Source organism: Pseudomonas flexibilis, from assembly GCF_000802425.1.
Classification (GTDB): Bacteria; Pseudomonadota; Gammaproteobacteria; order Pseudomonadales; family Pseudomonadaceae; genus Serpens; species Serpens flexibilis.
Map to the genome: position 1 here is coordinate 273,907 of NZ_JRUD01000002.1, position 15,921 is coordinate 289,827.

Sequence of the window (15,921 nt, forward strand, 5' to 3'; positions counted from 1 at the left end):
AGAACGTCGGATGAAGGTCTTGTTTGATACTCGCAGAATTCAGAAGCTTGGGCGGGTAGCCCTCAGCGAGCAGTTGCTTAGGAATGCCGGGCTTGGCGAGGGTGACCAAGTCGATATCTACTTCGATGCTGCAACCAAACGTATCATCATCGAGCCAGCCGTCCAGAGGGGTGTTTCCTCTGGTCAAGGCAAGCTTGTATCAGGGAGGAATGAGTGATGGCTGCAGTACAGCGCCGAGAGGAGCGTTTTTCGGGGCACGAGTCTTTCGTGTGTCGCTACGGCTGGCTACCTAAGCTGCACAATGCCGTAGCTAGTGATCCGTTTGCGCTAAAGGACGATGCCCAAGCAACCATCACCTTGGGCATCGGCCGTAACATGGTGAAGTCGGCGCAATTTTGGGGAGAGGCTTTCGGAATCATCGAGGCCCGGGAGGGGGGAGGCTCGCAATCTGGCCCTTTGGGGCAGCTCCTGCTTTCCAACGATGGCGGATGGGATCACTTCCTTGAACAACCCGAATCGCTTTGGCTCCTGCATTGGTGGATCACGACGCATGCCGACGTTGCCGTTTGGAACCTAGTCTTCGGCCAGAGCACCTACTCGCGCTTTGATCGTAGGGCGCTTATTGCGGGCTTGGTTGATCGTGCAGATAGGCTCGGCAAAAAGCTCGCAGCCACGACGCTGGAGCAGCATGCCAGCATTTTCCTGCATTCTTATAAGCGCGAAGAGTCCGCTTCAGACGATACATCCTGGTGCCCGCTGCAGGATCTAGATCTCTTCGAGCAGATGACTGCCGACGACGGGAAGACCGTGTATTTGGTTGGCAGGAATGCTCCTTTAGGCCTATCGCCTCGAATTTTCCTGTTTGCAGTCGTGGATTTCTATGCTCGTCATCGCGCCATTACCCGCAACCTGACCGATCTTACTTACGGAGAATTCAGTCCAGGTGTTGTGTTTCGCCTAGATGAATTTCAGGTGCGTGCGCTCCTGGAAGGGGCGGAGCAGGAATTTCCTAACGTTCTGCGTTTTGTTGACACTGCTGATACTCAGCAAGTGGTTCTTGAGCCTGCGCTAGTGCCCGAGTGGGCTGGATGCTTGTGGGTAGCTGGGGAAGAATTGAATGTCTGAGTTTTTGATAAATCACCTCGAGTTAGACTCGAAGTTCCTGCGCTCGATCTCCCTTGGGCGAGACCTGCGTTCCCCTGAGTCTTTGGACAGCTATCTCATTACTCCGGCTGTGCTGACCGTGCTTCGACAGATTGGTGGAGCACTGAGGGCTGGGAGTGCACAGCGCGCCTGGAAGGTGATCGGTCCGTACGGCAGCGGTAAGTCTGCGTTGGGCTTGCTGCTGGCTCGTTTACTGGAGGGCAAGGAAAGCTCAAGGGCCATTTATAAGCAGCTCGAGTCGGCTTCTCTTGAGGCAGCGGGTTTGTTCCCACAAGAACAGAACCGCTTTGCGCTGGCCATTACGGGCTCGCGCTCTTCGCTTGGCGACGCCCTGGCTCAATCGGTGATTGATGCGCTGGAATACCTACCGAGCAGCCGGCCCGCGAAAGAGCTGAAGCGCCAGCTGGATCTGAAAAGCCAAACTTATCGCGATCTCCCGCTCAATGCCGCAGCAGGCAGCCTGTTGAGTGATTTCATTGCGGTAACTCGATCCGCTGGCCACAGTGGGGTGTTGCTACTGATCGACGAGCTTGGAAAGTTCGTCGAGCATGCAGCACTACACCCCGAAGCAGGCGATTTGATGTCGCTTCAGCAGATCGCAGAGGCGGCCTCTCATCCTACCGATGATGGCTTGCTGGTTCTGACCATGCTGCATCAGCATTTTGATGCTTATGCAAAAGGTGTTGGCAGGAGTCTCTCGGACGAGTGGCACAAGGTATCAGCTCGCTTTGACGATGTGCCTTTCGATGAGCCGGTTGAGCGTTACGCTCATTTCGCAATGCATGCGCTTGGTGCTGCTCCAACCATTACAGAGTCTGTTGGGATTCAACAAAAGGCTCGAGAGATCTATCAACTCAGCGTTGGCTTTAAGTTTTTCCGTCAATCAGCGGAAATTGATTTGTTCGCTCGGGCAGAGGCTCTTTATCCTCTGCACCCGGCGGCCTTGGCGGCCTTGGCCGTAATATCCAAAGGCTTTGGCCAGAGCGAGCGTTCTTTCCATGCATTCATGCGTGGGCACGAAATAGGTGCCCTGCGTGATTATGCAGGACGTTCGCCGATCCACGCCGGCGCTTGGTATGGGCTTCAGGAGCTATTTGACTACCTCACTACAGGCATCGGGTTACGTTTCCGAGATCTGGAGGCCGAGCGCCGTTGGGAGTATGCCCGCTCGGTAATCGAGCGCAGTGATGCGGATTTGACGGTTCTTCAGATTGAGCTGCTCAAGACGATCGCAGTTATCGAACTGGTTGCTCCATCTCTACATATCGTTGCGTCGCCTGAAACCTTGGGCTTTGCACTGATGAAGGAGGGCACGGAATTCGAGCAGATAGCCGACGCCTTGGCCGACCTTGAGCGCAGAACCATTCTGCAAAGCAGGCAGGCCACCAAAGACTATGTCTTTGCCGTGAGTCAGGCGATCAATATCGAAGCGCTTTACCAAGAGACTAAGAAGCGATCCGATGATGAGCTGATGTTCAGCGGGATATCTTACGCGTTGGCTGAGCGTAGTGTTATCGCAAGTCGCCACTATCAGCAGACCGGTACTCTCCGTTCAGTGAGGGTAATAGCTGGTACCCCAGACACGGTCAACCAGGCCATCGGTAACTATGGTCAGCACGATGGTTGCATCGGGTTGATGTTTGTGGATTCAGCATCTTCTGATCAGATCGCATCGGCAAGCACGGTCGTTGGTGCGGCAGCGGACATTTTGACTCTTACGGCAATAGTGCACGTGGGGGCTCGAGAGCGCAGTGCGCTGGTGGAATACTCGCGCTGGGTCATGGTGCATGACCAGGTGAAGAGTCGCTTCCTTGATCCTTGGACTGAACGTCATGTGGAAACGCAGTTAGCCAAATCGAGAGAGGAGGTTTCTCGCCTCGTTCTTGCTCTGCTGAACCGCCAAGCGAAGGACGCTTCGGCGATGACTTACTGGTATCTGGGGAAAGAAATCCAGGGCAGTGAGTCGATGAACCTCAGTCAAGCCGCGTCTTGGCTTTTCGATACCGTGTTCAAGGCAGCTCCCACGATCAACAACGAGCTGATCAATAAGGACAAACCCTCGTCGGCAATCACGGCCGCTCGACAGCGTTTGTTTGAATTGCTTGATAAAAACGGCAGCGAGGAGCTGCTTGGGATTACTGACTTCCCGCCTGAGCGCCTGCTGTATGTCTCGCTCTTGCAGTCCACAAGACTGCATAGGAAGACAGGTGCCCGTTGGTCTTTAGCCGCTCCTGACGAGGATTCTGACGCTGGGGTTAGAAAGGTTTGGCTAGAGCTTGATGCCCTGCTCAAAACGGACAAGCCTGTCAGCTTTGCTGAGGTAATCAGTAGGCTTGCTCAGCCGCCCTTAGGCGTACGCAACGGTCCTGCATCTATATGGTGTGTGGTCTATCTGCTGCTAAACAGAGAGTTCTGCGCGATCTTTGAACGCGGCAGTCTGGTTTTGGAGCTGACCTCTGATCACATGCAGCGGATGTTCCGAAGCCCTCAAACGTTCACATTCAGGCGATTTGCTGCAGTCGAGCGCAAGGCGCTGATCCAAGACTACTCAACAGCACTCGGCGCTGTGGGTGTGCAAGTCGCCCTGGACGCTTCGTATCTTGACGTGACCCGGGGGCTAATTCGCTGGTACATGCAGTTGCCCCAGTACTCGCAGGAAACGCTACGCCTGTCGAGTAGGACCAAGGCGCTCAGGGATGTGATTAAGCGGGCCACTGATCCAGTCGCTCTGCTCGCTCAAGATATTCCGCGTGTGATAACCGGTGGGAAAGGTAAGGAGGGAGTTGATTTTGTCACCTCTCTGACAGAGTCGCTGACCGAGCTAGGCTTGGCATTTAGACGCCTCCAAGATGAGGTCAGCCTTTCCATGGCCCAGGCATTTGCTATTACTGGGCCTCTCAAAACCTTGCGTACGCAATTGCAGGAAGAGTGTGCCGATGCGGCCCGCTCCCTAGCAGATGCGGATCTGAAAGCGTTCATCATGCGCTGTGCTGATATCACGCTTACCGATGACAAGTGGTTGGACTCGATCGCAAGTGTGGTCGCGCAGCGGCCCTTGGATATCTGGACAGACGCTCAGGCCCCCCAATTTGCGAACAGAGTGCAAGACCTCTGTGGACGCTACAAACGTTGGCTGCGTGTGGCGATGTCCCGAGGCGATTTTGAGCGCCAAGCGCAGCGTTTTGTGGGCGTTACCCTGACGCTACCAAGTGGCGAAGAGGCTGCAATGCTGCTGACTTCCGATCAAGAGACGAAGCAAGTAGCAGATGATCTGCTCCGTGACCTGACCAAACAGGCAGGTGGCAATCTGGATAAAGTGGCATCCGCCCTTGCCCAAGCTCTGTTGCAAGTGCAGCAAGGCTCTAATGCGAACGACGAGAAAGAGCTTACTAATGAGCAACGAACCGCAGGTTAGGCACATCCTCAGCCTCTCGGGAGGAAAGGACAGTGCTGCATTGGCTATTTACATGCGTGATCGTGTGCCCGAGATGGAGTACATCTTCAGCGATACGGGTAAAGAGTTGCCGGAAACCTATGATTATCTGCAGCGCTTGGAAAATTACCTCGGCAAGCCTCTGCATCGCCTCAATGCGGATCTGGGATTCGATCATTGGTACACCATGTACGGAGGAATGATTCCTTCAAACCACCGTCGTTGGTGTACCAAGATGCTGAAGCTGAAGCCGTTTGAGGATTATTGCGGTGATCAGCCGGTGGTGAACTACGTAGGTCTACGTGCAGACGAGAATCGCTCGGGCTATATCAGCCACAAGACCAACATCAAGGCTGTCTATCCCTTTCAAGAGGACGGCCTGATTCTGCGAGATATTGAAGAAATTCTCCGGACATCCGGTGTAGGGATGCCCCCCTATACCAAGTGGGGGCGTACGCGCTCAGGCTGCTTTTTTTGCTTCTATCAGCAAAAAATTGAGTGGGTGCGTTTGAAGGAGACACATCCTGATCTCTATGAGAAGGCCAAGGAGTACGAGGTACCGTTTGAGAAGACCGGTAATTTCTTCACCTGGAGTCAGGGGGAAAGCCTAGCAGAGCTCGAGCGCCCCGAGCGCATGGCGCAAATCAAACGTGATCATGCATTGAGAGTTGAAAGGCAAGCGCAGCGGAAAGATAACTCAACGTTGATTGCTGTATTTTCGGAGCATGAAGGGACGGAAGTACTGGATGACGACGATGATCAAGGATGCTTGGTCTGCCAGCTGTGAGTTATACCGAGCCTCATGTTTAGGGATTTGATATGGCTATCAATTTTAAAGCTAGAGTTCTGCTGGAGCTTGGAGCCGAGCTAATCAGTTCTGATGCGGTTGCTATTTACGAGTTGGTGAAGAACGCTTTAGACGCGGGCTCGAAGCGTGTCGAAATCGACATTAATATAGCCCTGCAGTACTCCGCATATAGCCAATTAGAGGAATCCTTGAGTTACCTCATTAATAATGAGGAAAATGATAGTGGTTTTGATGTGGGTAAGTTTAACACTCTCGTAGAGAGCTGTATTGAAAACGATGCTTGTGAGGAAGTAAAGTCTCGTTTTATTTGTGCATACGGAGTGCCGTCAAGCGCTGTGGAAGCTTTGCATAACCTGAGAGCAGCCTTTTGCGAAGGCGGTACTATCGTTATTCGCGATCAGGGGGCAGGAATGTCTCTGAAGGCACTTAATTCTTGTTACCTCACAGTAGGAACCCCGGGGAGGTTACTAGAGAAGAATGCATTGATTCAGCAAGTGGATCAAGCCGATCTCAAAGGTGGCCAGAAGCAGCCCCCAAAGATCCCCTTGGGGGAGAAGGGAATTGGGCGTCTGTCTGCGATGCGTCTCGGTCATTTGATCAACGTTAAGTCTAAAGTCAGTGGGGAGAAATCTTGGAACTGGTTGCAGCTAGATTGGCGCCCTGCGTTCCTAGATCCTAACTTAGATGCAGCTGAATTAGATTTTGAGCCTTATCAGCAGTGGTGCTCAGAAGAAGAAGAGGGTGAGAGTGGCACTTCTATTTTTATTAGCGACCTTCAAAGTGATTGGTCTTCTGAAAAAGTAGATGGAATCATAAATAACGATCTTGCAAAACTTGCGGATCCCTTTAAGTCAGTTTTGGCAAATAAATTCATTGCTCTTAGGTTTCAAGGTAAGCCTCGAAAAATTCCTCATCTCGATCAGGAGCCGCTGTCGGTAGCTGACGCAATTTGTAGAGCAAGATTTGATTATGATGAAAAAGGTAATCCACAGCTTTTAGTCAATGTGAATTATAAGAGATATGCTCGGGAACGTACTGATCATATTTCGGGAGATCATCTACGAGCTACGGTCAGGGAAGAGGCCACAACCAAGAAGAAGAAGTTGCAATTGATCGATGGAGAGGTCGTTGCTAAGGCTTTGAGGGATCTGGGGCCATGGGAGATGGAATTCCATTGGTTTAACCGTGGCAAGATAATGCGCGACCATAACGATCTATATAATCGTTCCATCAAGCCTTTTTTGAAGCAGTGGGGTGGCGGATTTCTTGTTTATCGGGATGGCTATCGAGTCTATCCCTATGGCGAGCGTTCTGATGACTGGTTGGATTTAGATCGTAACGCTCTTGCTGCCTCTGCCTACAAGCTTAATCGGGCGCAGATGGTCGGTTATTTACGGATTTCTTCAATTGATAATCCAAAGCTTTATGATCAAACGAATCGTGAGGGTTTTCGTGATTCCTACGATAAAGAAGCTCTGATTCGCTTGCTGCGTTATGTGATTCTTTGTGTTTGTCGACCTTTTTTGGAGCTCGTCGAGCGAGAGAGTAATCCTCCGGTAGAAGAAGTCGTAGCTGCTGTCGAAGAAAAGATTACCGGCTCAAAGCAGAAAGCCATTGCAAGCCTAAAGGAAATTAAGGGGCGAGTTCCTCAGGAAGCCAAGAGCCTTGAGGTGGTGATGCATCACTTGGAGGAAGTCAGTGAGGCTTGGGAAAGAGCAAAGGTCAGAATTACCAGCTTTGAAGAGGAACTTGATCAGTTCATGCATCTCGCTGGTGTAGGGTTGATGATTGAATTCATTGCTCATGAGTTAACTCGCGTTACTCAAGATACTTTGCGCAGCGTGTCATCTGGAAAAGTTTCTTTGGATGTTGTTGAGGCACAGCTCAAAACACTGGAAAAACGAGTGCGCATTCTCGATGAGCTAAGTATACCAGGCCGCCAGAGAAAGGCTGATCATGATATCTATTCTATTGCTGAGATGCTTGTTGAGTTTCATTCTTCAAAATGTCAGCGGCACAACATCGAGGTTGTGCTCAGGAAAACGGCAAAATCCAAGTTGTCGCGAAGGGTGGAAAAGGGGCAAATCTTACAGATTCTAGATAATTTGTTCAGTAACTCCTTCTATTGGTTGGTTAACAGATATGATCAGCGTGAGCCGGCAAAAATAGTAATTGAGGTTGACTCTTCAGATCAGAAAGTCTACTTCTCAGATAACGGACCTGGTATTTCTGAGGAGCGGGTTGAGTCTATTTTTGATCAGTTTGTTACTACTAAGCCTCCTAGGGAGGGGCGTGGTTTAGGTTTGTATATTGCCCGTCGTTTGGCGGAAGAAAACGATGCCTCCTTGGAATTGGTGCAGCCGGATGAAGACGGCATGTACAGGAAGTTTGTAATTTCGTTCAATTGAGTTGAAGGGATGCTATGGCTTTTAAGATATCCAAAGCTGCGATTATAGATGATTCATTGGGCGCGCCCGCAGCGGGTACAGTAGAGAGTGAAGATAAAAATTCTTGGCTAGACTTTCTGCTGGAACAAGAGGAGGCTCAGAAGAAACTTCTAGAGTTGTTCGCGGAGCTCGAATGTGCCGATCTTGGAGAACTTTTCACTGAAATAACCTCCAAGCATGAGCATCTATCATTACTGTGGGAGATGAGCGGTAAGGTAGATCTGTCCGATGTGTTAGGCTTGGAGCTTCTATTTAAGGCTGAGCGCTTGAATAGAATAGGGAAGTCCGAGAAGGCAGAACTTGTTACTAGTGTGTTGCGACGGATCGTTGATGATCCGAATTGTGTTCAGCAATTTGCGGACATTCAAAGTGCTGCAGAATTTTTGTCCGGTGCTGATATTGCTTTCGTCGACTTTTTTATGAGTGATAATGAAAGCGAGGCCCAGGCTGTCGCGAGAATAAAGTCTTCGGCTTCTATTCTTAGTAGAGCAAAGCTTGTGTTTTTTATGTCTTCTCGTGCCTCGATCGAAATGCAGCAGCAGGTTAGGGAGATACTAGGCATTCGAACTGCTTTTTTTGAGGTTATGACTAAGTCCCAAATTAATGAGGGCTTTGTTGAAACCCGTATTCAGCATAAGGCTAAAGCATTTGATGGTAATTGGGCTCTTCAGAACGTAATTGCAGGGCTCATGACTGCTGCTCAGGAAGCTGCTCTTGAGTTTGAGCACCAATCAAAGACATTGGAAATTCATGATCTGCAATTTTTAGAACTATTCCGATTAAATGCTGAGAATCAAACGCTTCCTGAATATCTAACGTGGCTTTTTTCTGAAGCGTTGGCTGCTAAGACCAGGCGGTTGGGTTTACCCAAAGTCGCCAGTAGTACAATACGCTCGGATGAGGCTACTTTTACTGGTGATATTCTTCAGAAAAAAGTCCTTTATGATTTCTTTTCAGAGATAGTATTCTCGCCAGCTTGCTCAAACGATGGGGCTCGTTTTGGTGATATCCTTAAATCGGAGGACGGGAGATATCTGCTAGTTTTGACACCTGCCTGTGATCTCATCAGGTGTGAGGCACATAAAAATATACTTTGTGTTGAAGCAAAAGTTCAGGATTATAGTGATCCGAGAAATCAGTCCAAAGAAAAGCTGTTTGGAAAGCATGATGCGGGACTGCGGCACCTGCTGAAAGTCGGGGCCGGTGAATCTGAGCGTTCACTATTATTGACTTGGCAAAAAGACTCGATTCACACCTTCAAGTATTCAGAGCTTTGTGGGAAGGCTTTTGAACGAGTTGGGTTGATGAATGAGATTTTTGCTCACGAGGTAAAAGAAGAAGTATTGCGCAATTTGGGCAGAGTGGGAACCTCTATTAATCCTGCCCCTCCTTTCGCGCTGAATGCTGTCATTCGCTGGCGGCTCAACGGAGAGACTTACGTTAATGAAACTCCAGCTGGGGATTTTATCTCTGCTGTGCTGAGCTACTCAGAGCAAATGAAAGGTAATGAAAGAAAGCTTTCACCCACAGTCGTATTATCTGACAAATTCAAAGATTGGGTTAATCGCCAGATTTCGGAACGCTCTGCTGCTTTAGATATTCAGATTGATGCTAAATTAAGTCGTTGCCTCACTACTCTCAATGAGCCTCAATTTTCATTGAATGGCAGCCATTCTTACCGAGATAATGATTTTATTCTGAGAGTTGACTCTGCAGTTCCGGTTGACGAACTTTCAAGTCGAATTCTACTTGAGGTTTCACTGTTAGTAGAATCTATTGATGGGTAAACATGCTGTCGATGCATGGAAAGTCCTATGGCTCCGCCATCATGCCATCATATGAGGTCCTTAAAGCCTTCGGTAGCAACTAAAAAGCCTCTAATTCTGCGTCTCTCTCAGCAGGGACAACTCCATACCTTCAACGAAAAGAGCCTGTGAGTTATGCTCACAGGGTCTTGTGACTTGCTTTCTAACTCAGGTTCCCCTAAGGCTCTGGGCTTACGCTGTCAATTTAACCTTGTCTTGAGAGCTGACATCGCCGCCTCGCCAATCAGCAGCTTTGCACCGTTCTGGCGTGTTTGCTCAGTGAACAAAATTCAGTAAACGCTGGAAAACAAAAATATAGATTTAAAGGCCGCTTACGCGGCCTTTATATTGGACATCAGTTTTCTAAGCTGACGTGTAACTTGCACGTCGTTGAATGTAAGTTCATGCGTCGTTTATGGAAGCTTATGTGTCGTCCGACGCAAACTGACATCAATCCCACGAAAGCGCCCCACCGGTCTGGTACTCAATCACCCGCGTCTCAAAGAAGTTCTTCTCCTTCTTCAGATCCATGATTTCCGACATCCACGGGAACGGATTGGTCGTCCCCGGATACTGCTCCGGCAGGCCGATCTGCGTCAGGCGGCGGTTGGCGATGAACTTGAGGTAGTCCTCCATCATCGCTGCGTTCATACCCAGCACGCCGCGCGGCATGGTGTCGCGGGCGTATTCGATTTCCAGCTGGGTGCCCTGCAGGATCATCTGGGTCGCTTCGTCCTTCATCTCGGCGTCCCACAGGTGCGGGTTTTCGATCTTGATCTGGTTGATCATGTCGATGCCGAAGTTCAGGTGCATGGATTCGTCGCGCAGGATGTATTGGAACTGCTCGGCGGTGCCGGTCATCTTGTTGCGGCGGCCCATGGAAAGAATCTGGGTGAAGCCGCAATAGAAGAAGATGCCTTCCAGCACGCAGTAGTAGGCAATCAGGTTGCGCAGGAACTGCTTGTCGGTCTCGACGGTGCCGGTGGTGAAGGTCGGGTCGGAGATCGAGCGGGTGTACTTGAGGCCCCAGCTGGCCTTTTTCGCGACGCTGGGAATCTCGTGGTACATGTTGAAGATCTCGCCTTCGTCCATACCCAGCGATTCGATGCAGTACTGGTAGGCGTGGGTGTGGATCGCTTCTTCGAAGGCCTGGCGCAGGATGTACTGGCGGCATTCGGGGTTGGTGATCAGGCGGTACACGGCCAGCACCAGGTTGTTGGCCACCAGGCTGTCGGCGGTGGAGAAGAAGCCCAGGTTGCGCTTGACGATGCGGCGCTCGTCCTCGGTCAGGCCGTCGGCGCTTTTCCACAGGGCGATGTCGGCGGTCATGTTGACCTCCTGCGGCATCCAGTGGTTGGCGCAGCCGTCCAGGTACTTCTGCCAGGCCCATTCGTACTTGAAGGGCACGAGCTGGTTGAGGTCGGCGCGGGCGTTGATCATGCGCTTCTCGTCGACGCGCACGCGGGCGCTTTCGCCTTCTAGTTCGTTGAGCCCTTCCTGGATGTCCAGCTCGTCCAGCGCGCGCTTGGCGCGGGCCACGGCGTCGGAGTCGCCGGCGCTGACGGTGCGGGCCTGCTCGACGGAACCGCCGACGGCGCTGTCGAGGGCGTCGGTTTGCGCGGTGGCTTGCGCGGCGGCCTTGGCGGCGGGGGTGGTTTCTTCAGGTTGGTCGAATTCGTCCCAGCTCAGCATGAGGTGTGCTCCTGATGGGGGGACCGGGGTGGGGCCGGTCGGTAAAGGGTGGCTTTTGGTGGGCACGCAAAAGCGAAATCTTGTTGGGGTTGCCCCCTCTCCCCCGGCCCCTCTCCCGCGAGGGGAGAGGGGAGGGGTTCGTTCCTGCCTAGCGTGCAGCTGAGCGAGTGGATGCAAGGCGCCCGTCGGTGAGGAGCCCCATCGCGTACTGTTGTACGCGATGGGGGCCGAACCGGCGGGCAACGCCGCAGACGCCGTTCAGATGCGCGCGATTCACTTATTGGCAAGCCTCGCAATCCGGGTTGTCGATGCTGCAGGCCTTGGGCACCGGCGCGGGGGCCGGGGCGGCTTGCAGGCTCTCATCGATCACCGAGCTCACGGCGTTGAGCTTGCCGGTGGTGATGGTCGACTTCTCGGTGCTGGTGGCGGCCAGGGCGCGGAGGTAGTAGGTGGTCTTCAGACCCAGGTACCAGGCCATGCGGTAGGTGACGTCCAGTTTCTTGCCCGAGGCGCCGGCGATGTACAGGTTCAGCGACTGGGCCTGGTCGATCCACTTCTGGCGGCGGCTGGCGGCTTCGACGATCCACTTGGTGTCCACTTCGAAGGCGGTGGCGTACAGCGCCTTGAGGTCGGCCGGGATGCGTTCGATCTGCTGCACGGAGCCGTCGTAGTACTTGAGGTCGTTGACCATCACCGGGTCCCACAGGCCGCGCTCCTTGAGATCGCGCACCAGGTAGGGGTTGATGACGGTGAACTCGCCCGAGAGGTTCGATTTCACGTACAGGTTCTGGTAGGTCGGCTCGATGGACTGCGACACGCCCACGATGTTGGAGATGGTCGCGGTCGGCGCGATGGCCATGATGTTCGAGTTGCGGATGCCACTCTTCACGCGCTCGCGCAGCGGCGCCCAGTCCAGGCTCTCGGTGCGGTCGACCTGGATGTACTGCTCGCCACGGGCGTCGATCAGGCGCTGCAGGGAATCCAGCGGCAGCACGCCCTGGCTCCACAGCGAACCCTCGAAGGTCTGGTAGGCGCCGCGCTCGTCGGCCAGGTCGCAGGAGGCCTGGATGGCGTAGTAGCTGATCGCTTCCATGGAGCGGTCGGCGAACTGCACGGCGGCGTCGGAACCGTAGGCGATGTGCTGCAGGTACAGGGCGTCCTGGAAGCCCATCAGGCCCAGGCCCACCGGGCGGTGCTTGAGGTTGGCGTTACGCGCCTGCGGCACGCTGTAGTAGTTGATGTCGATGACGTTATCGAGCATGCGCACGGCGGTGCGCACGGTGCGCTCCAGCTTGGCGAGGTCGAGCGCGCCATCGACGATGTGGTTCACCAGGTTCACCGAGCCCAGGTTGCACACGGCGATCTCGTCGGCGTTGGTGTTCAGGGTGATCTCGGTGCACAGGTTGGAGCTGTGCACCACGCCCACGTGCTGCTGCGGGCTGCGCAGGTTGCACGGGTCCTTGAAGGTGATCCACGGGTGGCCGGTCTCGAACAGCATCGAGAGCATCTTGCGCCACAGGTCCTTGGCCTGGACGACCTTGTGCAGCTTGAGCTTGCCGTAGCCGGCCAGGGCTTCGTAGTACTCGTAGCGCTCTTCGAAGGCCTTGCCGGTCAGGTCGTGCAGGTCGGGCACGTCGGAGGGCGAGAACAGCGTCCAGGGGCCGTCCTGGAACACGCGCTTCATGAACAGGTCGGGCACCCAGTTGGCGGTGTTCATGTCGTGGGTGCGGCGGCGGTCGTCGCCGGTGTTCTTGCGCAGTTCGAGGAATTCCTCGATGTCCAGGTGCCAGGTTTCCAGGTAGGCGCACACCGCGCCCTTGCGCTTGCCGCCCTGGTTGACCGCCACGGCGGTGTCGTTGACCACCTTGAGGAACGGCACGACGCCCTGGGACTTGCCGTTGGTGCCCTTGATGTAGGCGCCCAGCGCGCGCACCGGGGTCCAGTCGTTGCCCAGGCCGCCGGCGAACTTGGAGAGCAGGGCGTTATCGCGGATGGCGCTGTAGATGCCGCCCAGGTCGTCCGGCACGGTGGTCAGGTAGCAGGAGGACAGCTGCGGGCGCAGGGTGCCGGCGTTGAACAGGGTCGGCGTGGAGGCCATGTAGTCGAACGACGACAGCAGGTTGTAGAACTCGATGGCGCGCTCGTTCTTCTGCGGCTCTTCCACGGCCAGGCCCATGGCCACGCGCATGAAGAACACCTGCGGCAGCTCGAAGCGCACGCCGCCCTTGTGGATGAAGTAGCGGTCGTAGAGGGTCTGCAGGCCCAGGTAGGCGAACTGCTGGTCGCGCTCGTGATCCAGCGCGGCGCCCAGCTTGGCCAGGTCGAAGGTCTTCAGCTGCGGGTCGAGCAGCTCGAACTCCACGCCCTTTTCCACGTAGGCGGCCAGCGCCTTGGCGTACAGGTCGGCCATTTCGTGGTGGGTGGCGCTGTCGGCCACGCCGAGGAAGGAGAGGGCTTCGGCGCGCAGGCTGTCGAGCAGCAGGCGGGCGGTCACCTGGCTGTAGTTGGGCTCGCGTTCCACCAGGGTGCGCGCGGTCATCACCAGCGCGGTGTTGACGTCCTTGAGGGACACGCCGTCGTAGAGGTTCTTCAGGGTCTCGCGCTCGATCAGTGCGCCGTCCACCTCGGCCAGGCCTTCGCAGGCTTCGCGGATCAGCGTCTGCAGGCGGCCCAGGTCCAGCGGGCGCTGGCTGCCGTCGTCCAGGGTGACGCGGATGCTCGGGTGCGGCTGGGCCACGTTGTGGGCCTCGGCGGCGCGCTTGCGTTCCTGGGAACGGGCTTCGCGGTACAGCACGTAGTCGCGGGCGACCTTCTGCTCGCCGGCGCGCATCAGCGCCAGTTCCACCTGGTCCTGGATGTCTTCGATATGGATGGTGCCGCCCGACGGCATGCGGCGGGTGAAGGTGGCGGTCACCTGCGCGGTGAGGTGGGCCACGGTGTCGTGGATACGGCTCGACGCCGCTGCCTGACCGCCTTCCACGGCCAGGAAGGCCTTGGTGATGGCCACGCTGATCTTGTCGTCGGTGTAGGGCACCACGGTGCCGTTACGCTTGATGACCTTCAGGCTGCCGGGCGCGGTGGCGCTCAGTTCCGGGCTGATGGCGGTATTGTCGGTTTGCATGGGCTGCTCCACGTTTCCAATGCTTCTTCCGCGTAACGGCTATGGCCGCTCGCCGGGCAAAAAAACGCCATGCCGGGGAAAAATCGCCGGCAAATTGGCGTGACAAGGGGATGGGGTGGCATACGGCGTAAACGCCTCCCTGGCTCCCGGATTGATCGAGGCACGCGCCTCGCTCGCAACACCTGGTGACTGACCTCAGTTCGTGCCCGCAGGGGCGTCGTCTGTCGACAGCGGCGATTCCTCGCCCGTGGCGTTGCCCGTCCGGCCTGTTCGGCCCTTGACGGGTTGGATTCCTTTCGTTCTCTCGGGTTCCGCCGAAACACAACATGTAGTGTGTTCTGCTTGATGCGGCGCAAGATAATGGCAGCCGACGGGAAAGACAAGCCACCCCGCCGAGCCCTTCTGTGGATAAGCCTGTGGGTTTCCTTTGCACACCCCGCTGCAATGGGCATGGCGGCTCGCTCAGCGCTTTTCATCGTTTTGTGAGGGATTTCTCCCCCTATATGTAGTGGCGGGGAAACCCGGGGGAGCCGCGTCAGCCTCAGTGCTTTTCAAGGTGCGCCCTGATCGCGGCCGAAGCCGCTCACTGGCAAGCCAGGGCCGTGTCGGCCCGGCGCGGCAAACCCGATACAATGCCGGCCATTCGCAAGCCAAGGAGAGATGTCATGCCGGACCGCTGTCACATCCTCATCGTCGAGGATGACGCCCGCCTGGCGGAGTTGACCCGCGACTACCTCGAATCCCAGGGGCTGGCGGTGAGCGTGCAGGCCGATGGCCGGCGGGCGGTCAACCAGATCCTCGCCGAGCGTCCCGCGCTGGTGGTGCTGGACCTGATGCTGCCGGGCGAGGACGGCTTTTCCATCTGCCGGCGGGTGCGCGAACAGGGCTACGACGGCCCGATCCTGATGCTCACCGCGCGTACCGACGACCTCGATCAGGTGCAGGGCCTGGAGATGGGCGCCGACGACTATGTGTGCAAGCCGGTGCGTCCGGTGGTGCTGCTGGCACGCATCCGCGCCCTGCTGCGCCGGCACGAGGCGCCCGCCGAGGCGGTGCAGCGCCTGAGCTTTGGCTCGCTGCAGCTGGACCACGCGCGCCTCGAAGCCACCCTGGGCGGCGAACGCGTCGACCTGACCGGCGCCGAGTTCGACCTGCTCTGGCTGCTGGCGCTCAACGCCGGACGCACGCTGTCGCGCGAGGAGATCTTCACCCAGCTGCGCGGCATCGAATACGACGGCCAGGACCGCTCCATCGACGTGCGCATCTCCCGCATCCGCCCCAAGCTCGGCGACGACCCGGTCACCCCGCGCCTGATCAAGACCATCCGCGGAAAGGGCTACCTGTTCGTGCGCGAGGTGGCGGAGGAGCTTTGATTCGGCGGCCGGCCGCCGCCGCAGCGGTGTGGCAGTGGACAAGAAAAGCGTTGTTCACCCTACGATCCCCCTTGCGGG

General features: G+C 55.4%; 9 protein-coding genes. 7 read left to right on the top strand and 2 right to left on the bottom strand.

Annotated elements, in window-relative coordinates; all coding sequences use genetic code 11:
• Positions 1-10: 10 nt before the first annotated feature.
• The 6 genes from SF06_RS01905 to SF06_RS18200 are packed head-to-tail and all read left to right on the top strand — an operon-like array spanning position 11 to position 9,639.
• On the top strand, positions 11-217 hold the full coding sequence (locus SF06_RS01905) for a hypothetical protein (protein WP_039559638.1): 207 nt from the start codon (positions 11-13) through the stop codon (positions 215-217).
• Positions 217-1,125, top strand: a complete 909-nt coding sequence (locus SF06_RS01910) for a DUF4007 family protein (RefSeq protein ID WP_039559639.1) — start codon at positions 217-219, stop codon at positions 1,123-1,125. Before SF06_RS01905 ends, SF06_RS01910 begins: the two co-directional genes overlap by 1 nt.
• Positions 1,118-4,579 carry a hypothetical protein gene (locus SF06_RS01915; protein WP_039559642.1) on the top strand — a complete coding sequence of 1,154 codons (3,462 nt, stop codon included), beginning with the start codon at positions 1,118-1,120 and terminating at the stop codon, positions 4,577-4,579. The genes SF06_RS01910 and SF06_RS01915 overlap by 8 nt, the downstream gene beginning before the upstream one ends.
• A complete protein-coding gene (locus SF06_RS01920; RefSeq protein WP_039559643.1) occupies positions 4,557-5,384 on the top strand; it encodes a phosphoadenosine phosphosulfate reductase family protein in 828 nt (275 codons plus the stop codon). The genes SF06_RS01915 and SF06_RS01920 overlap by 23 nt, the downstream gene beginning before the upstream one ends.
• Positions 5,385-5,416: 32 nt before the next feature.
• A complete protein-coding gene (locus SF06_RS17880; protein ID WP_076380799.1) occupies positions 5,417-7,813 on the top strand; it encodes an ATP-binding protein in 2,397 nt (798 codons plus the stop codon).
• A gap of 14 nt (positions 7,814-7,827) precedes the next feature.
• Positions 7,828-9,639: a hypothetical protein gene (locus SF06_RS18200; protein ID WP_139326675.1), complete on the top strand. Its 1,812-nt coding sequence runs from the start codon at positions 7,828-7,830 to the stop codon at positions 9,637-9,639.
• A gap of 468 nt (positions 9,640-10,107) precedes the next feature.
• On the opposite strand, the gene SF06_RS01930 is transcribed toward SF06_RS18200, so the two are convergent.
• Together SF06_RS01930 and SF06_RS01935 are read right to left on the bottom strand one after the other, a co-directional pair.
• Positions 10,108-11,349 (bottom strand): ribonucleotide-diphosphate reductase subunit beta, encoded by a 1,242-nt coding sequence (locus SF06_RS01930; protein WP_039559648.1) that lies wholly within the window; start codon positions 11,347-11,349, stop codon positions 10,108-10,110.
• Positions 11,350-11,626: 277 nt separating this feature from the next.
• On the bottom strand, positions 11,627-14,470 hold the full coding sequence (locus SF06_RS01935; protein ID WP_052199677.1) for a ribonucleoside-diphosphate reductase subunit alpha: 2,844 nt from the start codon (positions 14,468-14,470) through the stop codon (positions 11,627-11,629).
• 665 nt (positions 14,471-15,135) lie between these two features.
• Here SF06_RS01935 and SF06_RS01940 point away from each other — a divergent pair.
• Positions 15,136-15,843: a response regulator gene (locus tag SF06_RS01940; protein WP_027591408.1), complete on the top strand. Its 708-nt coding sequence runs from the start codon at positions 15,136-15,138 to the stop codon at positions 15,841-15,843.
• The last annotated feature ends 78 nt before the right edge of the window (positions 15,844-15,921 follow it).